The sequence below is a fragment of the Vibrio sp. 10N.247.311.49 genome, assembly GCF_041467655.1.
Classification (GTDB): domain Bacteria; phylum Pseudomonadota; class Gammaproteobacteria; order Enterobacterales; family Vibrionaceae; genus Vibrio; species Vibrio crassostreae_C.
Map to the genome: position 1 here is coordinate 26,452 of NZ_JBFSVA010000007.1, position 24,074 is coordinate 50,525.

Annotated in this window: 20 protein-coding genes and 2 pseudogenes; 17 read left to right on the forward strand and 5 right to left on the reverse strand. The window is 42.3% G+C overall.

What is annotated here, in order from left to right:
- Window positions 1-174: 174 nt before the first annotated feature.
- The 9 genes from AB6E54_RS09115 to rmf all read left to right on the forward strand — a co-directional run bounded on the left by AB6E54_RS09115 (window position 175) and on the right by rmf (window position 14,481).
- Entirely contained in the window at window positions 175-393 is a 219-nt protein-coding gene (locus tag AB6E54_RS09115; RefSeq protein ID WP_081325156.1) for a DUF2835 domain-containing protein, read from the forward strand.
- A gap of 228 nt (window positions 394-621) precedes the next feature.
- The gene (locus AB6E54_RS09120; protein ID WP_017066961.1) at window positions 622-5,463 is read left to right on the forward strand and encodes an NAD-glutamate dehydrogenase; all 4,842 of its coding nucleotides are present in this window, start codon (window positions 622-624) and stop codon (window positions 5,461-5,463) included.
- Window positions 5,464-5,793: 330 nt separating this feature from the next.
- Complete coding sequence (gene pyrD, locus AB6E54_RS09125; RefSeq protein WP_017063847.1) at window positions 5,794-6,804, forward strand: quinone-dependent dihydroorotate dehydrogenase; 1,011 nt, start codon at window positions 5,794-5,796, stop codon at window positions 6,802-6,804.
- A 206-nt stretch (window positions 6,805-7,010) separates the two neighbouring features.
- Window positions 7,011-7,559: a cell division protein ZapC gene (locus AB6E54_RS09130; protein WP_017063848.1), complete on the forward strand. Its 549-nt coding sequence runs from the start codon at window positions 7,011-7,013 to the stop codon at window positions 7,557-7,559.
- 507 nt (window positions 7,560-8,066) lie between these two features.
- Window positions 8,067-10,187, forward strand: a complete 2,121-nt coding sequence (gene rlmKL, locus AB6E54_RS09135; protein WP_372106295.1) for a bifunctional 23S rRNA (guanine(2069)-N(7))-methyltransferase RlmK/23S rRNA (guanine(2445)-N(2))-methyltransferase RlmL — start codon at window positions 8,067-8,069, stop codon at window positions 10,185-10,187.
- Window positions 10,188-10,212: 25 nt separating this feature from the next.
- Window positions 10,213-10,473 (forward strand): glutaredoxin family protein, encoded by a 261-nt coding sequence (locus tag AB6E54_RS09140; protein ID WP_019823251.1) that lies wholly within the window; start codon window positions 10,213-10,215, stop codon window positions 10,471-10,473.
- Window positions 10,451-12,367 (forward strand): ABC transporter ATP-binding protein, encoded by a 1,917-nt coding sequence (locus tag AB6E54_RS09145; protein ID WP_102333352.1) that lies wholly within the window; start codon window positions 10,451-10,453, stop codon window positions 12,365-12,367. The genes AB6E54_RS09140 and AB6E54_RS09145 overlap by 23 nt, the downstream gene beginning before the upstream one ends.
- Before the next feature lie 9 nt (window positions 12,368-12,376).
- On the forward strand, window positions 12,377-14,146 hold the full coding sequence (locus AB6E54_RS09150; protein WP_102333351.1) for a DUF3466 family protein: 1,770 nt from the start codon (window positions 12,377-12,379) through the stop codon (window positions 14,144-14,146).
- A gap of 161 nt (window positions 14,147-14,307) precedes the next feature.
- Window positions 14,308-14,481, forward strand: coding sequence for a ribosome modulation factor (gene rmf, locus AB6E54_RS09155; protein ID WP_017059676.1), 174 nt, complete (start codon window positions 14,308-14,310; stop codon window positions 14,479-14,481).
- Between the two features lie 252 nt (window positions 14,482-14,733).
- Here the strand turns inward: rmf and fabA are convergent, their stop codons facing one another.
- Window positions 14,734-15,249: a bifunctional 3-hydroxydecanoyl-ACP dehydratase/trans-2-decenoyl-ACP isomerase gene (fabA, locus tag AB6E54_RS09160; RefSeq protein ID WP_017059675.1), complete on the reverse strand. Its 516-nt coding sequence runs from the start codon at window positions 15,247-15,249 to the stop codon at window positions 14,734-14,736.
- 70 nt (window positions 15,250-15,319) lie between these two features.
- On the reverse strand, window positions 15,320-16,972 hold the full coding sequence (locus AB6E54_RS09165; RefSeq protein WP_048615970.1) for a Lon protease family protein: 1,653 nt from the start codon (window positions 16,970-16,972) through the stop codon (window positions 15,320-15,322).
- 189 nt (window positions 16,973-17,161) lie between these two features.
- Here AB6E54_RS09165 and matP point away from each other — a divergent pair, with 189 nt between their 5' ends.
- The 4 genes from matP (at window position 17,162) to AB6E54_RS09185 (ending at window position 19,731) form a co-directional block, all read left to right on the forward strand.
- Window positions 17,162-17,617, forward strand: a complete 456-nt coding sequence (gene matP, locus AB6E54_RS09170; RefSeq protein WP_017059673.1) for a macrodomain Ter protein MatP — start codon at window positions 17,162-17,164, stop codon at window positions 17,615-17,617.
- 23 nt (window positions 17,618-17,640) lie between these two features.
- A complete protein-coding gene (locus AB6E54_RS09175) occupies window positions 17,641-17,949 on the forward strand; it encodes a DUF3634 family protein (RefSeq protein ID WP_017059672.1) in 309 nt (102 codons plus the stop codon).
- 105 nt (window positions 17,950-18,054) lie between these two features.
- The gene (locus AB6E54_RS09180) at window positions 18,055-18,366 is read left to right on the forward strand and encodes a hypothetical protein (protein WP_017059671.1); all 312 of its coding nucleotides are present in this window, start codon (window positions 18,055-18,057) and stop codon (window positions 18,364-18,366) included.
- Window positions 18,367-18,510: 144 nt separating this feature from the next.
- The gene (locus AB6E54_RS09185) at window positions 18,511-19,731 is read left to right on the forward strand and encodes a hypothetical protein (protein ID WP_017066879.1); all 1,221 of its coding nucleotides are present in this window, start codon (window positions 18,511-18,513) and stop codon (window positions 19,729-19,731) included.
- A gap of 100 nt (window positions 19,732-19,831) precedes the next feature.
- On the opposite strand, the gene AB6E54_RS09190 is transcribed toward AB6E54_RS09185, so the two are convergent.
- Window positions 19,832-20,434 carry a DUF2971 domain-containing protein gene (locus AB6E54_RS09190; RefSeq protein WP_102333350.1) on the reverse strand — a complete coding sequence of 201 codons (603 nt, stop codon included), beginning with the start codon at window positions 20,432-20,434 and terminating at the stop codon, window positions 19,832-19,834.
- A 449-nt stretch (window positions 20,435-20,883) separates the two neighbouring features.
- A complete protein-coding gene (locus AB6E54_RS09195; RefSeq protein WP_102333349.1) occupies window positions 20,884-21,558 on the reverse strand; it encodes a hypothetical protein in 675 nt (224 codons plus the stop codon).
- 244 nt (window positions 21,559-21,802) lie between these two features.
- On the opposite strand from AB6E54_RS09195, the pseudogene AB6E54_RS09200 reads away from it, so the two are divergent.
- The 4 genes and pseudogenes from AB6E54_RS09200 to AB6E54_RS09215 all read left to right on the forward strand — a co-directional run.
- Window positions 21,803-22,051: pseudogene (locus tag AB6E54_RS09200) on the forward strand (M15 family metallopeptidase); the annotation flags it as partial.
- Window positions 22,048-22,457, forward strand: a pseudogene (locus tag AB6E54_RS09205) (hypothetical protein). The pseudogenes AB6E54_RS09200 and AB6E54_RS09205, both read left to right, overlap by 4 nt.
- 54 nt (window positions 22,458-22,511) lie before the next feature.
- On the forward strand, window positions 22,512-23,132 hold the full coding sequence (locus tag AB6E54_RS09210) for a nucleotidyltransferase domain-containing protein (protein ID WP_102333409.1): 621 nt from the start codon (window positions 22,512-22,514) through the stop codon (window positions 23,130-23,132).
- 2 nt (window positions 23,133-23,134) lie between these two features.
- The gene (locus AB6E54_RS09215) at window positions 23,135-23,434 is read left to right on the forward strand and encodes a hypothetical protein (protein ID WP_229647984.1); all 300 of its coding nucleotides are present in this window, start codon (window positions 23,135-23,137) and stop codon (window positions 23,432-23,434) included.
- Window positions 23,435-23,514: 80 nt separating this feature from the next.
- On the opposite strand, the gene AB6E54_RS09220 is transcribed toward AB6E54_RS09215, so the two are convergent.
- Window positions 23,515-23,937: a phage protein gene (locus AB6E54_RS09220; protein WP_102333346.1), complete on the reverse strand. Its 423-nt coding sequence runs from the start codon at window positions 23,935-23,937 to the stop codon at window positions 23,515-23,517.
- Window positions 23,938-24,074 lie beyond the last annotated feature (137 nt).

Sequence of the window (24,074 nt, forward strand, 5' to 3'; positions counted from 1 at the left end):
ATAAACTGTTTGCTACAACGAAAGGTCATCAGTGGTAGAGAATATCTGCCACTGATTTTTTGTTTCTGGTTCATCGAATTTTCGATAAGCTAGAGCAGCTTCAAGTTCAGTTTCACCGTCAGACATCTAAAAGTGCCAAAAAACACTGGCACTGTATATTTATACAGGTATCGTATGAATCGCTATATTTTCCAACTTAACATCTCATATCAGCAGTTTTTGGCCAGCTATTCTGGTACGGCAAGTAAAGTTCAAGTGATAACAACAACAGGTTTACGCTTACAGTTACCTGCAACTCGGTTCAGACCATTTCTTACACAAATAGGGGTTAGAGGGCAGTTTAGGCTGACAACTGACCAAAAAAATAAGTTTATTAAGTTAGAAGCTCTGTAAACCTTGGCGTGCCTAGTGAGTTAAAAGGAATCTTAATCACATAATCAAACATTTCAGCTCTTACCACCTCCAAAACAATTAACTATTTTTCAATAATGCTTTTACAATAAATGAATGCATTACCTTTGCTTAACTCGTTAGTAGAAAAGCGCTCAACGGCACGTTTCAAACACCAGATTAAGTGATCCCCCTAATAATAAAATATAATTCTAATTGTGGAGTGTGACTATGACCGCACGTGAAACTGTGGTTCCAGTTTTACTTGAAAAAGTTTACAAGCTGATTCAAGACAAACTTGACCTTGCTCATCGACCTCTCGTAACTCAACTTGCTCAACACTTGTTTAGTAACGTTTCTCACGACGATCTAACTCAGAGAAACGAATCCGATTTATATGGTGCTGTAGTTAGCTTATGGCATCACATCAATGAAAAGAAAGCCGACGAAATCTCTGTACGCGTATTCAACCCGACGGTAAGTCGTCAAGGTTGGCAGTCTACTCATACTATCGTTGAGATAGTCGTTCCAGACAGTCCATTCCTTGTTGATTCCGTAAAAATGGCATTGACTCGCCTAGACCTTTCTTCTCACCTTATGCTTCATAACCCAACACAAATCTCTCGCTCAGATAAGGGCAGTGTTGTCGGTGTAAGCAATAACGAAGGTGCATTCCAATCGCTTTTCCATATCGAAGTTGACCGTCTGAGTAGTAAAGCTGAAATGACAGCACTTAAAACGGAGTTGCTGGATATCTTTACCGACACTAGCTTAGTCGTGAACGATTGGTTGAAGATGGTTGAAAGACTTGAAGAAGTGACCAATCAAGTTGAACAGCAAAAAGAGAGCATTCCAGTAGACGGCCAGCGCTTTGATGAAACGTTGGCGTTTCTTCGTTGGTTAGGCCAACACAACTTTACATTCATGGGTTATAAGGAATATGACCTAGTTTCAGTTAACGGCGACACTGAACTGCAACCGACCAAGGAGCAAGGTCTTGGTTTGTTTGCGAACTCAGATCGTGTACGTAACGTTAAGCTATCTGAGTTTTCTGATTCGGCACGTCTTGAAGCGAAAAAGCCTTATGTGCTTATCGTAACCAAGGGCAACACGGCTTCACGCATTCACCGCCCAGCTTACAACGATTACATTGGTATTAAGAAGTTCGATAAGAACGGTAAGGTCATTGGTGAGCACCGCTTTACTGGTCTTTACACATCTGCCGTTTATAACCAAACCGTTGAAACGATTCCTCTTGTTCGCGAGAAAGTAGAACGTATTTTGGATGCGAGTGGTTACCGTGAAGGTTCATACTCTTACAAAGCGCTGCACAACATTCTTGAAAACTACCCACGTGATGAACTGCTGCAAGCTCGAGAAGAAGAGCTACTAGAAGTCGGTACGGGCGTAGTACAAATGCAAGATCGCGATCTCCTGCGTTTGTTTGTTCGCAAAGACCCGTTTGGTCGTTTCTTTAGCTGCATGGTTTACGTAACAAAAGATCGTTACAACACTGAGCTTCGTCGCCAAACACAGCGCATCTTGAAACAGTACTTTGGTTGTGAAGAAGAGGTTGAATTTACAACGTACTTCTCTGAAAGCCCGCTAGCAAGAACGCACTATATTGTTCGTGTTGATAACAACAACATGGATGTGGACGTGAAAACAATTGAGCAAAATTTAATGGAAGTATCGTCTACGTGGGATGACCGTCTGTCTGAATCTATCATTGCAAACTTCGGTGAAAGCAAAGGTCTTCCATTGTCGAAAGAGTACATGCGTGCATTCCCACGTTCGTACAAAGAAGACATGATGCCAGGTTCTGCTGTTGCCGACATTGAACGTTTAGAAGCGCTAAGTGAAGACAACAAACTGGGTATGCTTTTCTACCGTCCTCAAGAAGAAGCGGCAGATTCAAAAGCCGTTCGTTTGAAGTTGTTCTACCACAGCGATGAGCCAATTCACCTTTCTGATGTTATGCCAATGCTTGAAAACTTTGGCCTACGCGTTATCGGTGAATCTCCATATGAAGTGCGTAAAACCAACGGTGTGACCTATTGGATCCTTGATTTCTCTATGCTGCACAAGAGCGATAAGACCATTGATCTTCGTGAAGCTCGCGATCTTTTCCAACAAGCCTTTGCGGCAATCTGGGCGGGTGAGTTAGACAGCGATGGTTTCAACCGCTTAGTACTTGGCGCTGGTCTTTCTGGCCGTGAAATCTCAATCTTACGTGCTTATGCTCGTTACATGCGTCAAGTTGGTTTCCCATTCAGCCAACAATACATTGAAGACACATTGTCTCATTACCCAGAATTAGCGAAAGGGCTAGTGAGCCTATTCGGCAAGCGTTTTGACCCGAAACTGAAGGGCAGCGTAAAAGGCCAACAAGATCTTATTAAGAAGATCACTGAACAGTTGGATCATGTAGAAAGCTTGGATGATGATCGTATCATTCGTCGCTACATGGAAATGATCACTGCAACGCTTCGTACTAACTACTACCAAGTAGACGAGAATAAGCAGTCTAAACCTTGGTTGGCTCTGAAAATGAGACCAAGCGAGATTCCAGATATCCCTGCGCCGGTTCCTGCGTTTGAGATCTTCGTTTACGCACCAGACATTGAAGGTGTGCATTTACGTGGCGGTAAAGTAGCACGCGGTGGTTTACGTTGGTCAGACCGTCAAGAGGACTTCCGTACTGAGATTCTAGGCCTAGTTAAAGCGCAACAAGTTAAGAACACGGTTATCGTACCGGTTGGTGCTAAAGGTGGTTTCGTTTGTAAGCGTCAACACATGATGTCTGGCCGAGACGAGATCTTTGCTGAAGGTCAACGTTGTTACAAGCGCTTCATCCGTGCATTGCTAGACGTTTCAGACAACATCATTGAAGGTGAGGTTATCCCACCTAAGAGCGTTGTTCGTCACGATGAAGATGACCCATACTTGGTTGTTGCAGCCGATAAAGGCACCGCGACATTCTCAGATCTAGCGAACTCAGTAGCTGAAGAGTACAACTTCTGGCTAGGTGATGCGTTTGCATCGGGTGGCTCTAACGGTTACGACCACAAAGCCATGGGTATCACGGCGAAAGGTGGCTGGGAATCGGTTAAACGTCACTTCCGCGAAATGGGTATTAACTGTCAAAGCACAGACTTCACTGCCATTGGTGTGGGTGATATGGCGGGTGACGTATTTGGTAACGGTATGCTGCTATCTAAGCACATTCGCTTGCAAGCTGCGTTTAACCACATGCACATCTTCATTGACCCGAATCCAGAATCAGCATCAAGCTGGGTAGAGCGTGACCGTCTGTTTAATCTGCCTCGTTCAAGTTGGGAAGATTACAATAAAGACCTGATTTCTCAAGGTGGTGGCATCTTCTCTCGCCGAGCGAAGTCTATCTCTTTGACACCTGAAATTCAGAAAATGCTGGGTACCAAGAAAGCATCAATGGCACCAAACGACTTGATCAAAGCGATCTTGTCTATGAAAGTTGATCTACTTTGGAACGGCGGTATTGGTACTTACGTTAAGTCTTCTAGTGAGACTCATACCGATGTGGGTGACCGTGCAAATGACGTGCTACGTATCGATGGCCGTGACCTGAAAGCTAAGGTTGTTGGTGAAGGCGGTAACTTGGGTATGACTCAATTGGGTCGTATTGAATACGCTCTAACGGGCGGTCGAGTTAATACTGACTTTGTCGATAACGTTGGTGGTGTAGATTGCTCGGATAACGAAGTTAACATTAAGATCTTCTTGAATGGCTTGGTGTCTAATGGTGATCTTACCGTTAAGCAACGTAACCAAGTTCTTGAATCTATGGAAGATGAAGTAGGTGAAATCGTACTAGACGACGCTTACTGCCAAGCTGAGTCTATCTCTGTTACTGAGCATCAAGGTGTAGGCTTAGTGAAAGAGCAAATCCGCTTTATCCACACAATGGAAAAAGCCGGGTACTTAGACCGTGGTTTGGAATACATCCCAGATGACGAAACGCTGCTAGAACGTGAGAAGCAGGGCCAAGCACTAACAAGACCAGAGCTATCAGTATTGATCGCTTACGGTAAAATGGTTCTAAAAGAAGATCTTGTGAGTGATGACATTGCGAATGATGAGTTCCATGCTCAACAACTGATGCAATACTTCCCAACAGAGTTACGCCGTAACTACTCTCAGCACATGGATAACCATCCACTTCGTGCAGAGATCATTGCGACTGCGCTTGCTAACCAAATGGTTAACGAGATGGGCTGTAACTTCGTGACTCGCTTGCAAGAAGAGACGGGCGCGAACATTGTTGATATTGCGAATGCTTACGCGGCATCACGTGAAATCTACGGCCTGGGTAAGGTATTGAAGAGCATCCGTGAACTGGACAACATCTCAAGTTCTGAAGCTCAATACGAATTGCTTTACCATGTACGTCGTACGCTTCGTCGTCTAGCACGCTGGTTGCTAAGAAACCGTACCGGTAAACAGTCAGTGAATGCATTGATTGAGCTTTACCAAGGTGATGTCGTCGCAATTACTGAGAAGCTGGATGAAAACCTAGTGGCTTCAGAAGTAGAAGAGCATCAAGCAATGGCTCAAGTATGGATTGACCAAGGTGTAAACGCTGAGCTGGCTAATTCAGTGGCTCGTTTGTCTAGCCTGTACTCAGCACTGGATATATCTACAGTGGCTCGTGAAACAGGTAAAACAGTACAGCAAGCGTCTAAGCTTTACTTCAACCTAGGCGACCGTTTGTCACTGCACTGGTTCTTGAAGCAAATCAATGGCCAAGCTATAGACAACAACTGGCAAGCACTGGCGCGTGCAGCATTCAGAGAAGATCTGGATTGGCAGCAACGCCAGTTAACTGGTCAAGTACTTAACTGTGGTTGTGCTTCAGATATCGATGTGATTAAAGCGCTTGATGACTGGATGGAAAGTAACTCTGTTTCTCTACATCGTTGGGAAAGCATCCTAAACGAATTCAAAGTAGGTTCTGTTCATGAGTTTGCTAAGTTCTCAGTAGCACTGCGTGAATTGATGCTGTTGAATCTAAACTGCATGTCAAAAGACTAGTTACTAGATAAGACGAAAAAGTATAAGGGCAGGCCAAAAGGTCTGCCTTTTTCGTTTCGGTAAAGTGGAAACAATAGGCCTAACGACTTTTGAAGAACAAACTTCGACGCAAACGTTGTTTGTTGTTAAGTGACCTGATGGCTGTACTAAGGTTGAGATTAGAAATGGCTTAATAACTTGAAGAAACGATAACGTTTGCTTAATAATGAACCTCATTCGTTAGCAAACTTGATTATCTTACCCTTACAGACAGTAATAGATTGAATAGTTGGGTAAATAAGTAAATAATAGCGCCCCGTTTACACGGGGCTTTTTTCTATCGGAGGCACAATGCTTTACCGTCTAGCCAGAACTGGCTTTTTCCAACTTGATGCCGAAAAGGCACATGATCTTGCAATTCAAAATTTCAAGCGCTTCACAGGCACACCTATTGATCTTTTGTATCGCCAACAATTACCTCACCGACCTGTAGAGTGCATGGGTCTTACTTTTAAAAACCCAGTTGGCCTTGCTGCTGGCCTAGATAAAAACGGCGAATGTATTGATGCATTTGGCGCAATGGGTTTTGGTTTCGTAGAAGTAGGAACAGTGACTCCACGTCCGCAAGCGGGTAACGACAAACCTCGTTTATTCCGTCTTGTTGAAGCTGAAGGTATCATCAACCGCATGGGTTTTAACAACCTAGGCGTCGACAACCTTGTTGAGAATGTTAAGAAGTCGAACTACGATGGCATCTTAGGCATTAACATTGGTAAGAATAAAGACACACCAATTGAAAAGGGCGCTGAAGATTACTTGATCTGTATGGAGAAGGTATATCAATACGCTGGTTACATTGCTGTGAACATCTCTTCACCAAACACTCCAGGACTTCGTTCTCTACAATACGGCGAAGCTCTAGACGATCTATTGTCTGAACTTAAAACGAAACAATCTGAACTGGAAGAGAAGCATGGTAAATATGTTCCTCTTGCTCTTAAGATTGCTCCGGATCTAAGCGACGACGAAATTCGCCAAATTTGTGAATCATTGATCAAAAATAAGATCGATGGTGTGATCGCAACAAACACAACATTGGATCGTTCAATCGTTGAAGGTATGAAACATTGTGATGAAGCGGGTGGCCTAAGTGGACGTCCTGTTCAATCTCGTAGTACTGAAGTAGTTCGTAAACTTCACGAAGAGCTGGGTGACAAACTGCCGATCATTGGAGTAGGTGGTGTTGACTCGTATGTTGCTGCAAAAGAGAAAATGATGGCAGGCGCTAAGCTTGTACAAGTTTACTCTGGTTTCATTTACAAAGGTCCAGGCCTTGTAGGTGACATCGTTAAAAATCTTTAAACGGCAAGACGCTTTTATTTCTGAAAAGCGACAATCTGGCATCGTCTTAATAAAAGAGACACTGTAACTCACTGAGTTGTAGAGAAAAGCGACAAGAAAGAGGAATTCATTTCCTCTTTTTTTTTGCCTATTGCTCAGTAAAATTACTGTAATTGAAGGTAATTTTGCGTTTTACCTAATGGAATGGTTCAACAGTGTGAGACGAAATGATGCTTAAACCTAGCGATACATGGAGTTGGTATTACGATGAGCAGCAATGTTCATTAATGCTAAACCTCGGAGAGGATATGATTTTCAAAACGAATCTGGTCCGCAATAAGCTGGTGGACTGCGCGTTTCGAGATAATGAATTCACCGTTGATGACGCATCTTCATACCAAACCTTCAAAGAACAAATTTCTGGCTTAGAACTGTCTGAGCCTCGTCAAGCTGAATTAGCACTCTATTGTGTGGCAGCAAAGCGTTTCCATAAGCCTGTACAGCCTAAGAGTTGGTTCTTCGACTCACAAGGTACTGGCCATGAATATCCTCAAGAAGGGGATATTGTACAAATGAATAACGAGCATAGCTTAGGGTATTTCATTGTATTAGAAGTGGGAGAGTGTGCGAGCCTATGTGCATTTGTTGACCTAGAAGAGTTCCTGTTAACGCCTTCAAAAGGACTGCGATTTGGAGACTCAATCAAGGTGATGCACGATAGAATGGTAGACGCGAACGCTATCCTTCATCAGACACACATAGCGATGGTAGGTTAACCTCTAATCTAGCACATCATTTCAACCACGCATCGCAGCACACAAACGTATAAACCTTCCTCAGAATCGGCTCATTAGCCGATTTTTTTGTGCCTAAAAAACCTCATCCTGATAAATACATCACGGCTTAACCATTTAAATAGTGAACTTACGACTATTTTTTCACCTTAATTTCTGCCCGTTTTCATCGCCAGAAGAGTAAATCTACCGTCTTTATTCCCTGTTTTTGGTCTTTTGTAGCTAAATTTCATCCATAAATCTCCTTTGGTATATACCAGTTTTGAGGTGAATATAAATTCACATTGCTACTTTGGTTAATAAGTGGTCAGAAATGAAGTTGGTTTGATAGGTCTTATGTTCTAAGGGGATGTGGGTAAGCGATCGCTTCAAGACTGTGCATTTGCTAGCCAGTTAGTCGAAAGATTCAATGAAAAGACGTGTTTAGTGTGATGCTCTAGTTACAAATTCAGGTATAATCGAACTCATTTTTATCAATAAAAGAACACTATGAATCAATATCTAGCGGTTACCTCAAACGGCCTTGAGAATTTATTAGTTGAAGAACTAACCCAACTAGGGATTACAAACGCAAAACCTGTTCAAGCAGGTGTTAAATTCAAAGCGACCAATGAGCAAATTTATCGTTGTTGTTTGTGGAGCCGTTTGGCTTCTCGATTTGTACGTGTCCTTTCTGAATTCACTTGTATGGACGACATGGATTTGTACCTATCAACCACTGCGGTTAACTGGGTAAATCAATTCCATAGCTCTAAGCGTTTTGTTGTTGACTTCAATGGTACGAACAACGAAATCCGTAATAGCCAATACGGTGCGATGAAAGTAAAAGATGCCGTTGTTGATTGCTTTGAGAAGAAGTCTTTACCTCGTCCTTCTATTAGCAAAGAGAACCCAGACATTCGTATCCACGTTCGTTTACACCGTGATAAAGCGATTCTTGGTGTTGATATGGTGGGTAGCGGTCTTCACCAACGTGGCTACCGTCCAGAATCAGGTCGTGCTCCGCTGCGTGAAACACTAGCTGCTGCAATCCTTCTTCGTAGTGGTTGGGATACAACGAAACCTTTCTTAGATCCTATGTGTGGTTCAGGTACGTTAGTGATTGAAGCTGCAATGATGGCTGCAAACCTAGCACCGGGTGTTAAACGTCAGAAGTGGTGTTTTGAATCACTAGAAGATTTCGAGCCTGAGCTTTGGGCTGAAGTTAAAGCAGAAGCGAACGTTCTAGGTCGTCGTGGTGTTAAGAAAGTGGAATGTAAGTTCTATGGCTACGACAATGATGAACGTATGATCAAAACTGCGCGTGACAATGCTCGTCGTGCCGGTGTTGAAGAGTTGATTGAATTCGAAGTAGGCGATGCTGCAAAGCTTAAGCGTCCTACAGAGTTTACTGATGGTGTGATTGTTTCTAACCCGCCTTACGGTGAGCGTCTTGGTACCGAGCCGGGTCTTATTGCACTTTACACAGCATTCGGTGCACAGCTCAAAGCTGAATTTGGTGGCTGTAACGCATCTATCTTCTCTAGCTCAGACGAGCTACTAAGCTGCTTACGCATGCGTGCAGACAAACAGTTCAAATTGAATAACGGTGCGTTACCGTGTCACCAAAAGAACTACTCAATTTCAGATCGTCCGATGTCAGAACGTCCAACGGGCGAGCAAGAACAGTTAATTGCTCCTGACTTCGCAAACCGTCTTAAAAAGAACATCGGTAAAATTGGCAAGTGGGCTAAGAAAGAGCAATTAGATTGTTACCGTATCTACGATGCGGACTTACCAGAATACAATGTAGCGATTGATGTATACCCAGGTCATCTTGTGATTCAAGAATACGCAGCGCCTAAAGATGTACCGGAAGAGAAGGCAAAACGTCGCTTAACCGATATCATCCGTGCTTCTATTCAAGTAACAGGCGTAGAAGCAAACAACGTTGTGCTTAAAGTTCGTCAGAAACAGAAAGGCCGTTCTCAATACCAGAAATTGGCTCAAGACTCATCGAACTTAGAAGTAAACGAGTATGGCGTTAAGCTGATTGTTAATCTTCATGATTACCTAGATACCGGGTTGTTCCTAGATCATAAGATCACTCGTCGTCGTATCGGTGAGATGGCCGCAGGTAAGGATTTCCTAAACTTGTTTGCTTATACAGGAAGTGCATCTGTTCATGCTGCTGTGGGTGGTGCTCGTTCTACAACTACTGTTGATATGTCTAATACCTACCTAGAGTGGGCGAAAGAGAACATGGAGCTTAACGGTCGTGTTGGTCGTCAACATCAGTTTGTTCAAGCTGACTGTCTACAATGGCTAGCTAAAGAGCAGGGTTCTTATGATCTGATCTTTATTGATCCACCTACGTTCTCTAACTCAAAGCGTATGGATCAATCTTTCGATGTTCAACGTGATCACATTCAGCTGATGGAAAACCTTAAACGTCTTCTTCGTGAAGAAGGCACGATTGTGTTCTCTAACAACAAGCGTCACTTCAAAATGGACTTGGAAGCTCTAGATGAGTTAGGTCTTAAGGCTCAGAATATCTCAGCGAAGACACTTCCATTGGACTTCTCTCGCAATAAGCACATTCATAACTGCTGGTTGATTACACATAAGTAGTTAAGAGATCGTATAAGGATATATAGTGCTGACTCTCTACAGTACAGAAGGGTGCCATCTATGTGAGATGGCATTCCAACTCACGGAACAGTTAAACATTAGCCATCACGTCAACGTTGTTGACATTGCATTTGATGATGAGCTCTTTTCCCGTTACGGGGTCACTATTCCGGTGCTCAAATTTGAAAGCTCTGACCTTTCTCAAAGCTCAGAGCTTAACTGGCCATTTGGCTTGTTAGAACTTAATGATTGGTTAAAGAAGAATGGCATTACTTACAATTCATAATGGGCAATTAGCGTTTGGTGATCACCCATTATTAGATCGTGCGGACTTCGTGCTGCAAGAAAACGAACGTGTATGTTTAGTAGGGCGCAATGGCGCTGGTAAGTCGACATTGATGAAAATCCTGTCTGGGAACATCATTATGGACGACGGCAAGATGCAAATCACACAAGATGTGGTTGTATCTCGCCTTGAGCAAGATCCACCGCGTAATGAAGAAGGCACCGTTTATGATTACGTTGCTGGTGGTTTAGCGGAAATCGGCGAACAGCTGAAGATCTACCATGATCTTCTGGATCTCATCGGTACTGACCCGAGTGAAAAGAACCTAAACCGCCTTACTCGCGTTCAAGAGCAACTGGATCATGCGAACGCCTGGCGCTTTGAAGATCGCGTAAGTAACGTAATGGCTGCGCTTAAACTCACGGCTGAAACAAAACTGACTGATTTATCTGGTGGTTGGCAGCGTAAAGCGGCGCTTGCTCGTGCGCTTGTATGTGACCCAGACGTGCTTCTACTCGACGAACCGACCAACCACTTGGATGTTGCGACAATCGAATGGTTAGAAGGCTTCCTCAAAGACTTCCGTGGTTCAATCATCTTTATCTCGCATGACCGTGCGTTCATTAAATCGATGGCAACACGCATTGTTGATCTTGACCGTGGTAAGTTGAGCTCGTTCCCTGGCGATTACGAAAACTACCTATTAGATAAAGAAGAAGCGTTACGTGTCGAAGAGATGCAAAACGCTGAATTCGATAAGAAGCTTGCTCAAGAAGAAGTATGGATTCGTCAGGGCATTAAAGCTCGTAGAACTCGTAACGAAGGTCGCGTACGTGCGCTTAAGAAGCTACGTGAAGAACGTTTGAACCGTCGTGAAGTGCAGGGCAAAGCGATTATCCAAATCGACGATGGCCAGCGTTCAGGCAAGATTGTATTTGAAGCTGAGAATCTTAACTTTGGCTTTGAAGGCAAAGAAATTGTTAAGGACTTCAGCTTCAACATCATGCGTGGTGATCGTATCGCTCTTATCGGCCCGAATGGTTGTGGTAAGAGTACCGTTCTTAAGTTGCTACTTGACCAGTTAAAACCTGATTCAGGTCGTCTGCATTGCGGTACGAAACTTGAAGTGGCGTACTTTGACCAATACCGCGAGATCCTTGACCCTGAGAAGTCTGTAATTGATAACCTAGCGGATGGTAAGCAAGAAGTCACAGTAGGCGGTCGTGAGCGTCATGCGCTTAGCTACTTACAAGATTTCTTATTCTCGCCTAAACGTGCTCGTACTCCTGTTAAAGCGCTGTCTGGTGGTGAGAAAAACCGTCTGTTATTAGCTCGTATTTTCCTCAAATCGAACAACTTGCTGATTCTCGATGAGCCAACCAACGATCTAGATATCGAAACTTTGGAACTTTTAGAAGATTTGCTTGCCAACTATCAGGGTACGCTTCTTTTAGTAAGCCACGATCGTCAGTTTGTTGATAACACGGTTATGACAAGTTGGATCTTCGAAGGTAACGGTGTGATTGAAGAATTTGTTGGTGGCTATCACGATGCTCAACAGCAAAGAAAGCAAGCATTAGAGTACCGACAGGTTGAAAAGCCATCAAAGCCTGAGAAAGTAGTTGAGGAAACTCCCAAAACTGCGCCAGTTAAGGCTAAACCTAAGAAGTTATCGTATAAGCTACAACGAGAACTAGAAGCGCTACCAATGCGTTTAGAAGAATTGGAAACTCAAATTGAAACTCTTCAGGAAGAAGTCAACGATCCAAGCTTCTTTTCGAAATCTGTAGAGCAGACACAACCAGTATTAGATAAGCTATCTGCAGCAGAGCAGGAGCTTGAAGTTGCTTTTGAGCGCTGGGAAGAGCTCGAGGCACTACAACAGGAAAGTTAAGAAGTAATAATGACTTGTACTAAATTTAAATTAACTACAGTTGCAGCCCTAGTTTTGGCGGCAACTCATGCTAACGCAGCGCTTTACAAGGTCGTTGAAGTCACTCCTTCAATTACAGGTGCCTCTGAAATCTATGGTGTGGCGATTCAACCTGGTGTTGCGACAGACGGAACGAATGAGCTTGCGTTAGGTTGCTTCGATTCAGCTGCAACCAACTGTACCGATAGTGCATTTAAACTTGCTGGTGAGACTCGCGATACGCTTGAAGCGGTAAGTTATCGTGAAGAAGTACCATTCGCAATGGATGCACCATTTCAGTACATTCAAGAGCGTGATGATTTCGAAAACTATTGTTATCGAGAGCTGAGATATTCTACATGTGAAAGTTGGGCTGAAAACCGTTGGAATGACACTTGGAGTAAGGAAAGAAATGACCTTACTCACGTAAATGCGAAAGCGTTTGTTGAAGGTGGGGATACTTTTGAAACTCGCAATACGGTAATCAATTCTTTAGATGACGATGCTAAACCTGTTGGCGTTAAATCTGAAGGTGGTATCCGTAATAATGCGTTGTTTACGACGACAGCTGCGCCTACTGGCACTTCAGAAACTCGAGCATGGAAAGCGCTAACTGCAAGCAACGGTACTGTTTATAATATAGGTAGCGTATCTGAGGAGTTTGAGCCGACAGATACTTCTAAACCAGATAAGGCGTTTGCTTCTAAAGCTGCCATTTGGGACGCCTCTTACACTAAGAAACTTGATTGGGGAAATAGTGTTTCTGCTAGAGAAGATCAGTATTTTTCACAGGGCAGCATGAGAGGGATAACAGAAGTAAACAATCATTTCTATGGCGTTGGTTATAATACAGTTAACGGAAATGGTGATTTGCGTGATATGAATGCGAACATTTTTGTTAGTAGCCAGATTGATTTTACGAACGATGTCGATTTATCGACAGTAACCTGGGATAACAAGTTTATCAGCGGTGCAGAGGTTAAGTCTGGTTCATCTAACGATGATGCGAGATACAGTAACTCCGTTGCTACTGACATCAACGATAACTTGTTTGCTGTGGGTTATTCTAAGCGTAATGGTTATGTACCAGAGAGCGGTAGTGCAGGTAACAAGATTTTCGTTGTTACGGATGCATCTGCAGTGACTCCGACGGCAACATACCTGTCTGGTGGTATCTTCTTTGGTGGCTCAAGTGGTGAAGCTAAAGCCGTTAACAACTTCAATGAGTTTGTCGGTCAAATAGATGCAGAAACCACTCGTGAGGTTGATGGCAGTGAGCGTAGACATAGAGGCTTTATCTACCCATACAATGTCGACTCCTCGAAAGATGAGCGTCGTGTAGACATCTTTAATGGCCAAGCTTGGTGGATAGATGATCTAACAAACGGTGCAAACGCAGATGGGCAAGATTACTCTGACGCTAATAACTATTTCCGTATCATTGATGCGACAGATATTAATGATGCCGGTGTGATTTCTGCGACAGCTATTAAATGCATGCTTGATACAGATGGAGATGGTAGAGGAGATAAGGAACAAGCCTACGATACAACGTCTCATAACTCATACTGTGCCGGTGCGTCATCTAATGCGGTAGAAGAGGTTGTTGCGGTTAAACTGGTTCCAATTGCAGGTGCGACTAAAGATGATATTCAAACTCGTAGTGCCGACTCAGAAAAAGTTGATCGTCAAGGTGGTAGTCTAGGTTGGTTAACTTTGACTGTTCTTGGTCTATTAGGGTTCCGTAGAAAATTTAAATAATTTTATCTCTTGAGCCCGAGTTCACATTTCTGAATTCGGGCTTTTTTTCGCCTTGAGAAAAGTAAAAAATTGTTCGATTCTTAAAGTTGGAGTCACAAAAACTCCGTAAAGTTGTAATCATTGTATGTTAGTAAATGTAACACCCGTATGAGGACTGCACTATGAAGAGACAAAAGCGTGATCGACTAGAACGAGCACAATCTCAAGGCTACAAGGCTGGTTTAAATGGACGGTCGCAAGAAGCTTGCCCATATAGCCAAATGGATTCTCGGTCTTATTGGTTAGGTGGATGGCGTGACGCCAAAGATGACAAGCAATCAGGTCTCTATAAGTAGATAGGGCGTAAAGAATTCAAGGTCAGGGCTCCATTGTCTGTTGATTACAACGGCTGGAGCCTTGTTAGTTTCAGAACAACACAAAGACTCCCAGAGCTATGTAGCATTCTAGTTTCGCTATCATAAGCGTATCGCTGGTGGATTTATCCTGTTTCAAGCTTAATACGGGATACTTTAATGCACTATAACTAAATTTATTGGAACGAAAATAAAGCAGCCATAGGCTGCTTTACTAAAAATCTAACTATTAGATTAGAATGCTGACGTATCTTGGAAAAGGCCAACTTTCAAATCTTTAGCAACGTAGATCTCTTTACCATCAACAAGTACGCGACCATCCGCAAGGCCCATAACTAGACGACGGTTAACAACACGCTTCATGTGGATCTCGTAAGTTACTTTTTTCGCTGTAGGCAGAATTTGACCAGTGAATTTCACTTCGCCAACCCCTAGAGCACGACCTTTACCTTCGCCGCCAACCCAACCAAGGTAGAAACCAACCAGCTGCCACATTGCGTCAAGGCCTAGACAACCAGGCATTACAGGGTCACCTGGGAAGTGACAATCGAAGAACCATAGGTCAGGAGTAATATCCAGCTCAGCAAGAACTAAACCTTTACCGTAATCACCTTCAGTTTCAGACATCTTAGTGATGCGATCCATCATTAGCATGTTCGGTGCTGGTAGTTGAGGGCCTTGTGGCCATAGTTCGCCTTGGCTTGATGCTAGAAGCTCTTCGCGAGTGTAAGAATCACGTTTGTTTTGCATTATCAATTACTCCGATTTTTGATAGGTGCATATTAGTAAACAGGTGTACGCTAAACAAGTCCGATCAGTACTAGACAAACCAGTTTTTAATGCGTCCAACGATTCCAATAGGGTGCTCATGTCTTTCAAAGTTTTCAATACGTTCCGCGATTTTACTCAGAACGCTTTCTTGTTCATCGTCTCTAAATGGTTTGTTCATAATGAGAGGAATTGCTTCGTCTACATTAGACACAGACCAAATATGGAATTCTTCATTCTTAATGCTTTCAATAAGGTCAGGCTTTAGTGCAAGATGCCTTAAGTTCGATCTTGGAAGGATCACACCTTGTTCGCCTGTTAAGCCGTTGTGCTTACACACATGGTAGAAGCCTTCGATTTTCTCGTTTAGCCCGCCAACAGCTTGCACACGTCCAAATTGGTCAACTGCACCTGTAACCGCAATTTGTTGATTGATAGGGTATTCAGACAAAGCACTCACCAGAGAACAAAGCTCAGCAAGAGAAGCACTATCGCCGTCTACTTCGCAATACGATTGCTCAAACACAACAGAAGCAGCGTATGGCAACGGATCTTCAAGGTTTAGTGCGCTGCTCACAAATGCTTGCATGATCATCATACCTTTAGCATGAAGATTACCACCCAACTCGGCTTTGCGCTCAACGTCGGCAATATCCCCATCACCAAAGTGAATAACGCAGGAAATTCGTGCAGGTTCACCATAAGAGATCGGGTGTCCTGGAACATCGATAACCGTCAGACCATTAACTTGACCAACTTGTTCGCCCTCGGTTTCGATAATGACTTGGCCATCTCGAATATCATCAAGGGCGCGTTCTGGTAGGTAAGATTCGCGGTTATATTTGTGCTGTTGAGCTTGTTGGATATGGTGAATATCAATCTCACCATTGTCGGCTTCAATCAGAGCTTCGTTCAATAATGCATTGTGCCAAATAGGGCATAATGGAATATAGCTTTGATCTTCCGTTTCTCTTGCTCCGGCAGTAAGAATGCCCGTCAACGCTTGTTGCGTGATGGTTGGCAATTCATAGCGTTGTTGAAGCCACTTAAGGTAACCAAGATATTGAGTCAAAGTCTCTTCAGAGAGCTTGATATCTTGTTCAATTTCGCTAAATAGGCAAAAACCGGTTTGAATATCGCTGTCCAGGTAATCAAGGTCACCTAGTTGAGCTCTGTCTCCAACAACAATCAACTTAATGTTGTAAGTCAAAGGCAAAGTCGGGGATTGGTTCAAGTGCTCTGGATTGCTGCTGATTGGTTCTACGGCTTCACCAAGCAGTGCTGATTTAAGTAGTAACCAGCTTCCAGGGTTTGCCAAGATCAAGTTTGCTGAAACGATCAGATAGCCGTTGTTTGCTCTAGCCAGTAGGCCGGGCTTTGTCGCTACAACCTTACCGTCTTTTGACTGAACTTGGTCAAACAGAGAGACAGCATTTAAAGACTCAGTTTTTATAACCGGTAGAGTGTGATCATCTAAAGCAGTGACTAGAGATTCAACAATCATTTGACGATAGATCGAATTGTCTGGAGCGTTTACAAGTAAAACACGCGAAAGGTTAGACAAACGGACAAAGCGGGTTAACGCATCTTTGAATCTATGTTGAATATCTGAAAACGGGAAAGGCGAGATGTCAGGGAATTGCTCTAATTGAGCGCTATATTCGTCGTACTGAGGCGTAACATGTCGCCAATCTACTTGAGTCATTTAAGTTTCTGATTATGATAATGAGGTAGGGAGTATATAGAAAAACCGATCTCGCTTGTAGCTCTATGTTGTAGTTACTAATCACTAAGCTAATATAAGTATGATCTTGGTCTATTCTTTCAAGATCATAATTGTTAAATAGCCTATTTTGGGTTACGCTGTCACTAGGATTAACTCTCGAGATTAGACATGAAATATCAGCAACTTGAAAACTTGGAATGTGGTTGGAAATGGAACTATCTGGTCAAAAAATGGAAAGAAGGCGAGTCGATCACCTGCCACATAGATTCAAGTGAAGCTGACGTTGCTGTTAAAGCCTTATTGAAGCTTGAACACCAACCTACAGGTGTCCTTGAGTGGATATCTAACAACATGTCTCCTGAGCTCGATAACAAGCTTAAACAAGCGATCAGAGCTAAGCGAAAACGCCACTTCAATGCTGAACAAGTTCATACAAAGAAGAAATCAATCGACCTTGATTACCGTGTATGGGAAAAGCTATCTCAACGTGCGAACGAGCTAGGTTGTACGCTCTCAGATGCCATCGAGTATTTGGTTAGCGAAGCGTCTCGTAGTGAGCAGGCCAGCAAGACGGTGACTAGCCTCAAAGAAGACTTAAGCAAGCTCCTTTCTGACGATAAATAACCATCAACAGTAGTGGTGACATTATGATGTACGTAATCTTAATCGGTGCGGTATTAGTTTTTTGGTTAGTAGCAGTCGACCGACCGGTATTGAAAATTAAATTTAGCGACGGGGCGATCGAACAAGTTAAAGGGCATCTTCCACCGAGCTTTAAGCACAACCTTCAAGAGATTGGTCATAACAATACCTTTAAAGGCGAGCTAAAAGTGTATGCAAAACGTTCTGGTTACAATCTCAAGTTCACTAAAGATGTTCCTAAAAACGTACAGCAACGTATTCGTAACGTGTTCCCGCATAATGGTTTTAAGTCTAAAGGCTCAAAGAAAGCGTAATCGTTGAGAGTTACGCGTTAGCTGGTCAATCCTCATACTAAGTTAATCCTTCATTTCTCTTAAATCTCCGCATACTGTTCTCACCCTCAACAAAGAGAGAGCAGTATGAGATATCTAGTATTACTATTATGTTTTTTATCCCCAGTCGCTTTTCCCGACGATGCATTGGTTAATCCTGTAGCTAAAAAGATAAAAGTCACCGTCATGAAAGGGCTCAACAAGAGTAATGTTGATTTCGAGGGTTATTGCGATCTGATGATTGAGATGAAGCACTCTAAAGGTTATGCAAGAATCAAAAAGGTGAGAACGTCTGGAGATAGTAAAGTTTGCAAGCAGGCGAAAAAACACCTACCGACGAAGAAAAGGTTCAAATACAGCTTTCCAGAAAAGTATATCCGGCTACATATCACACACTAGCCACTCTCAACGCACTATAACTAAATATCCTTAATTTTATTGAAACAATTTCGTGAACCAATCTCTAATTTCTATTAATATTAGTTTTGTTATAAAGGCAGGATATGCCGATACAAGAGCATTTACGGCAAAGGAAAGTCACGGTTGTTGTTAGCAAATAAAAGTTATACCCCTGAAGTAGTTGAGATCTCAAGGAAGGTCTCAATCAATGTTGAAGCTCGCTTTAATCGATGGTTAATCTCACCTGAATATAAGCTCGCACAATCTACAGTAGACACGTTACTAAGTTTGGAAAATAGGTATTGTGATAGTGTCATATTTGATGAATCTGACCGCATATCTCACAATCAACGTATTTTATTGCGCTGCGAGCAGGATAGAGTCAATGCTCATCGTGAAAAAGTCGACGCGAAGCAACAAACCTTACGATACGTTATCGATGATGTCAGCAATGCCGCTTCTGCGCTAATGCTTGAGAAGCTTCAAGGTACCTTAATAAGTTCGTTGTTTTCAGACTTACCCGATTACAATCAGTTCGCTAGTGTTGCGTATTCGCCATCTTTAAACTTTTCCAAACTCCATGAAATATCCGCGAAAAGTAGGCCATTGAGCTCAAGTTTAATCGAGTTTGTTTCCAATCAAGAGTTTGCAGATAAATATGGAAAGAAATCTAAGGTAATTCTCGATCCAAAAGTTGCAGCACGACAAATAGGAATAGAAAATTGTCGTTTATTGTTCCCATTGTTAATGAGTCAACAGCTGATTAAGTGGAATGATGGCAACATTAAACACATCACACCTAAGGTTTGGCAACACTTGGTCGTGACGTCAAATGCGACTCGAATTCGACTTCAAGAAACGTCGGTTAAAGATCCTAACGTAGGCATTTTACTTGGTGTGTTGAGAGTTCTGCCTTTGTTTTTAATTTGTAACCACTTTTCTTCAACGTTTGAAGACGCATTGGTAAAAACGATGCTTGGTTATCGTGAAGCAAGTGACAAGCATGACGAATATTATGCTTGTACTGAGGTGATGCCAAACACACAGTTTCTTGAATCAATGGTCGAGCAGCTAGAGCTTAAGCTACTAAAAAACCTCGTTGAATTTATAGATTGGAGCCCTGGAAATCAGTTCATCAAGAGGGCACTTCTAGAGGAAGTGAATGACATTCCAGTACTTGAGCGAACGGTTTATGGTGCAGCTTTGGCTCAAGGTAGAAAATATTCTGTTTTCGAGGCGTTAGATAATAGTGAACTATTTAACGTTAAGCACCGACCTTATTGGTTTTCAACTGTTCAAATGTCTATCGCGACGATTGAGCAGATGCAAGATAAAGGATTGGGAAAGCTTACGGTGAACATGTAATAAAAAGAGAGAGTCTCATTAATGTCGCTCTCTTTTTTGTTGCGCTGTAACTTTATGTGAATGTCTTGTTTTGGCGCTAAACAGTAGGATTACACTCTACTTAACTGACCACTTCGAAGGTAAACGACTCTTGCTTTGCTATTGCGTGTTTAACAGGGATACCAAGGCGCTGGCAAGTCATCAGAACTTTCAATTTCCTGTCGGCAGGAGCGTGCTCTGACAGAATCACCGAGCTTAGGCACTCTCTATTAAGGTAGAGTTTATTTCCGATCATCTCGTCATCAGGTAATACCCAGCGGTATTCCTTTTCGTAGCACCAATTAGAGTGCTTAACCTTGAACATTTCAGATCCCAATTCAGCTCCTTGCAATTCCCCCAACGATGCTGAGTGGAACATGCTTGGCTCATCTTCGTATTGGACTTCGAAACAGTTGAGGTTGGCCTCACCGTTATAGCAGTTGAGGTCATACTCGATGCACATACCTTTAAAGTTGTCGCCATACTGAGACCATAGTATAGGGTGGTCGCTGGATTGAGAAAAACACATAACCTTGAAATTGTTTTGAAGTTCATTCTTGAATATGTGGTTAGATTCAAAAGGGTTATTGAAAGTTTTAGCATAATCGAACCACAGCGAACACTCGGCAATCGACTGTATGTTTCTATCATGGAGGGATCTGAACTTATAAAGTTTAGGCAACATATCAAACACCTAGTTTACAAAATTGCCTGATGTTAACACTTTAATTCATAGCTGATACCTGAGTGCATAGCATTTGATTGCCTAATCACCAAATATATTCATATAACTGTTTGATAGATCAAAATTTAAACATGAAATAGTAGCCTGTTTAAGTGGTTTATCTGGCAGCTGAGCGACAGTAATCTAACATTCGCTTGTTGAAAATAAGATACAACGTAACTTTTATGTTTGGCTTAACTGCTTGAGTTTCAGCATTTGAAAGTTGTGAGGTGAATGTTGTCCATTACGGAGTTATGAATAAGGTTTAAGTTGATTAGTTTTGTATAAAAAGGCGAAGCTCAGATCTTTCCTTGCCATTAGATAGCTATTAACAGAAACATCAATCCCTCAAATTCAACGAGTTATAAATCAACCACCACATGAACATCGAGCGTGTTTTTTTAAGAAGTTTAATGCCAAAGGGCTTGGCCGTCGAAGTATGAAGGATCACGAGGCAACTTACGCAAAGTGATTTCATCTCTTAAGTATAAATTGGCGAAGTTCTTTCGTTTTGTTCCTGATGCCGGCAGTTCTCCCAACACGTTGACAATCCTACTCACTTCTTGTGAATCAAAACTATAGCCTTGCTCAAGAAGCACCTCTAATACAGGGTATAGCTTTTTATATACTCGACTAGCATCCGCTTTTGAGTCTAAACGTGCTTTGATCTTTATTAGTATGGAATCTAATAGTGGTGCCTTTAAAAACTGGCCAAGTACATTGATTTCATTAACTATCACGTTCGCTACATAGCTATTGACGACTAGCTTAATGGAAAAAATGACATAGTACTCTCTAGTAAGTGCATGGCTGCTGAATATTACCATAGGATAAACATTCTCTAAGATGGTTATGCAAACAAAACTTGCACCAATCAAGGTTCGATATTTGGAATTAATAACGTCTACGTTAGCGAACCTTAAGAACAGAGAGACAATAACAATATAACTGATAAGCGACGAAATGAAGGCTATGAGCTGTTCACCTATGGTCGCGTTCATTCCGTAAGCGTTAACGAAAGCCGACCCAATTGTTAATAGTGCAAATAAGATCATCGCTTGTTTTTGATAATTGTTTGTTTGCAAAGTTAGGGCTCCGTTTAATAAAGGCGCGGAGTATAGATGAAACTTGCAAATAATTTTATATCATTGATTTAAAATGGTTATTTTAACTATCCAATCAGTTATTTTGATTAGCTTGATGAGCAAAAAAGCCGTGTATTTGGTGTTTCTCAGTCAAGCTCTGTGCGACTTATGTCAATCGGCTTTTATAGTGTTCTGAAAATGTCTCTTTATGACCTAGGTTCTCTACACCAACCAACATTAGTTCTATCAGGAAGGCTTGAGCCAATTAGACGGCCACAAACGTCCAAGTCGCCATCAATCCGGGCATGCGATTGATTTCGTGGCTTACGATGAAAATAGCAAGGTGACATGGGACTTTAAGTATTATGAAGCCATCAGCAAAGCCTTTAAACAAGCGGCTAGGGAGCTTGATGTCTCTATCATTTGGGGCGGTGACTGGAAAAGCCTTAGAGATGGTCCACATGTTGAATTGAATCGTTTGGTGTACCCATGATTGGCGCATTATTGAATCTTGTGACCGGTGGCGTAGCGACGTATAAGCAGCTCAATCAAAACAAAGCTGAGGCGTTAAAGCGTAAAGATGAACTCGAAAATGAGAAGCATCAGGCGAGGGTACGTCGATTACAAAATGGCGAAGAGCAGGCCAGTAACCTTGATGACATCAGCATTCGAGATAGGGGATTTAAGGATGAATTTATCCTGTTAGTCGTCTTCGTGCCTCTCATCTTGTCTTTCATTCCTAATTACGCGCCATACGTCGAACAAGGCTTCAATGCACTGCAGAACATCCCTAACCCTTATTGGTTTGTAGTCGGTGCTGTTGTGTTGATACGCTAGGCATGCGCGCCATGCTGCGATACCTACTTGAATACTACGCATCTCGATGGAAAACGAAGTGATGGAGTACCTCGATGCGTTAATCATCGCTTTGATCACAGGTGGAGTCTCAAGCTGTGCACATTTATGCTTTTGGTTCCGTGTGTCGGGGAGATATTGACTTAGGTTCTGATGTTGACATGTTAATGGTTGCAAAAGGTCAATTAGAACATGTTAACCCTTCGGACTATTCCATTTATTCATATGAACGAATCCAAGAACTGTGGGAGCAAGGGAACCCTTTTGCATGGCACTTACATTTGGAGTCGAAGTTAGTATTTTCGCAAGATGGCTCCAATTTTCTTCATGAGCTAGGTAAACCTAACCTATATGATAGTGGTAAGGCTGATTGTCTTAAGTTTTATGACATTTTTAACTCAGCTCGTGATTCAATATGTGAATCATCAATGTCCTTAGTCTTCGATCTTTCGACAATTTTTCTTTCAATTAGAAATTTTGCTACATGTTATTCCCTTGGATATTCAGATCAGCCAGATTTTTCGAGGCGCTCTAGCAGTAATCTAGGGGCGTCAAGTTTAGATATAGACAAAGAAGCTTTTAGTATATTGGAATCAGCTAGAATATTATGCACCAGAGGAGTAGGGGAAAACCTTACTCAATCTCAAATCGATATCGCAATTGAAGTCATCCCACAGATAGAAACATGGATGAAGTCCTTAATAAGTAGAATCAAGTGATCATGAGTGAATTTAAAAATAGAATTGAATCTCAGCGTGATGCTGTAAAAATCGTGAATAGTTTTAATTTATATAAAGAGCCTCTTTTTAGTCTTACCGAAAAGTCAATAATAAGATGGACCTCCGCTAATTTGATCGACCCTAAAGCTAAACATGTGGATTTGATTATGCAAGCATCTAAGAAATTGTTCTTTTTAGCTAACAAAAGTCAGGAACAAATCACTGAAGATTACAAAAAACTTTCGAAAGATGTTGAACTGATTTTTACAGAAATAAATAAAGAAATGAAGCGCTTAGCATAGGCTGGCAAGTCAACAACTTTACATTATGTCGAGAATTACTCCTTGGAGAGCGAGAAATTTATCACGTGTGGGTGTTGTTGTTATTTGAATTTGGTAGGCACCCAAGGCTTCGCTGGCATACGACGACCGCCACGAAATGGCAAAGGATGCTCTTTAGGTGGGTAAAACTTTGGGGAATCAATTCGGCCGTGGCGTTCAACGAGCTGACGATGTTCGTCGCGCCAATACGCAAAACTGAGCAATTCTTTCGGATTAAACTCGCGTCGTTCAGGCGTGATCAAGGTAGCACGGTCAAAGTGCACCTTAAATCCATTCCAACGATAGTCTAACGGCAAGTAACCGCGAGCGTGGATGTTCATCAATTTTTCGGCCATCGGGTTCACAGGGACTTCACCTGAGAGCCATCGTTGGACTGTGATTGGTTGAACGTGAAAAAAGGCCGCGGCGTCGTGGATATCACCAAAGTGATCGTGCACGAGATCCGCAAAGTGTGGCGTGAGCATGTGATCTCCTTCAAAAATTAAGACAAGCGCGCAAAGTTTTTTTTCTCCTTATAAAGTGTGTTTGTAGTAGAAAGTCTCTGGAAACGGCAACACGTGAGCGCAAAAATCAGAGACACGAAAACAAAGTATAGCCAACA

What these genes read in the sequence shown, in the direction of transcription:
- pyrD (WP_017063847.1), top strand. Translation starts at nt 5,794, where the DNA reads ATGCTTTACCGTCTAGCCAGAACTGGCTTTTTCCAACTTGATGCCGAA.
- AB6E54_RS09220 (WP_102333346.1), bottom strand. Translation starts at nt 23,937, where the DNA reads ATGCTCACGCCACACTTTGCGGATCTCGTGCACGATCACTTTGGTGAT.
- AB6E54_RS09180 (WP_017059671.1), top strand. Translation starts at nt 18,055, where the DNA reads ATGAGATATCTAGTATTACTATTATGTTTTTTATCCCCAGTCGCTTTT.
- fabA (WP_017059675.1), bottom strand. Translation starts at nt 15,249, where the DNA reads ATGCAAAACAAACGTGATTCTTACACTCGCGAAGAGCTTCTAGCATCA.
- AB6E54_RS09175 (WP_017059672.1), top strand. Translation starts at nt 17,641, where the DNA reads ATGATGTACGTAATCTTAATCGGTGCGGTATTAGTTTTTTGGTTAGTA.
- AB6E54_RS09115 (WP_081325156.1), top strand. Translation starts at nt 175, where the DNA reads ATGAATCGCTATATTTTCCAACTTAACATCTCATATCAGCAGTTTTTG.
- AB6E54_RS09120 (WP_017066961.1), top strand. Translation starts at nt 622, where the DNA reads ATGACCGCACGTGAAACTGTGGTTCCAGTTTTACTTGAAAAAGTTTAC.
- AB6E54_RS09215 (WP_229647984.1), top strand. Translation starts at nt 23,135, where the DNA reads ATGAGTGAATTTAAAAATAGAATTGAATCTCAGCGTGATGCTGTAAAA.
- matP (WP_017059673.1), top strand. Translation starts at nt 17,162, where the DNA reads ATGAAATATCAGCAACTTGAAAACTTGGAATGTGGTTGGAAATGGAAC.
- AB6E54_RS09150 (WP_102333351.1), top strand. Translation starts at nt 12,377, where the DNA reads ATGACTTGTACTAAATTTAAATTAACTACAGTTGCAGCCCTAGTTTTG.
- rlmKL (WP_372106295.1), top strand. Translation starts at nt 8,067, where the DNA reads ATGAATCAATATCTAGCGGTTACCTCAAACGGCCTTGAGAATTTATTA.
- AB6E54_RS09190 (WP_102333350.1), bottom strand. Translation starts at nt 20,434, where the DNA reads ATGTTGCCTAAACTTTATAAGTTCAGATCCCTCCATGATAGAAACATA.
- AB6E54_RS09145 (WP_102333352.1), top strand. Translation starts at nt 10,451, where the DNA reads ATGGCATTACTTACAATTCATAATGGGCAATTAGCGTTTGGTGATCAC.
- AB6E54_RS09130 (WP_017063848.1), top strand. Translation starts at nt 7,011, where the DNA reads ATGATGCTTAAACCTAGCGATACATGGAGTTGGTATTACGATGAGCAG.
- AB6E54_RS09165 (WP_048615970.1), bottom strand. Translation starts at nt 16,972, where the DNA reads ATGACTCAAGTAGATTGGCGACATGTTACGCCTCAGTACGACGAATAT.
- rmf (WP_017059676.1), top strand. Translation starts at nt 14,308, where the DNA reads ATGAAGAGACAAAAGCGTGATCGACTAGAACGAGCACAATCTCAAGGC.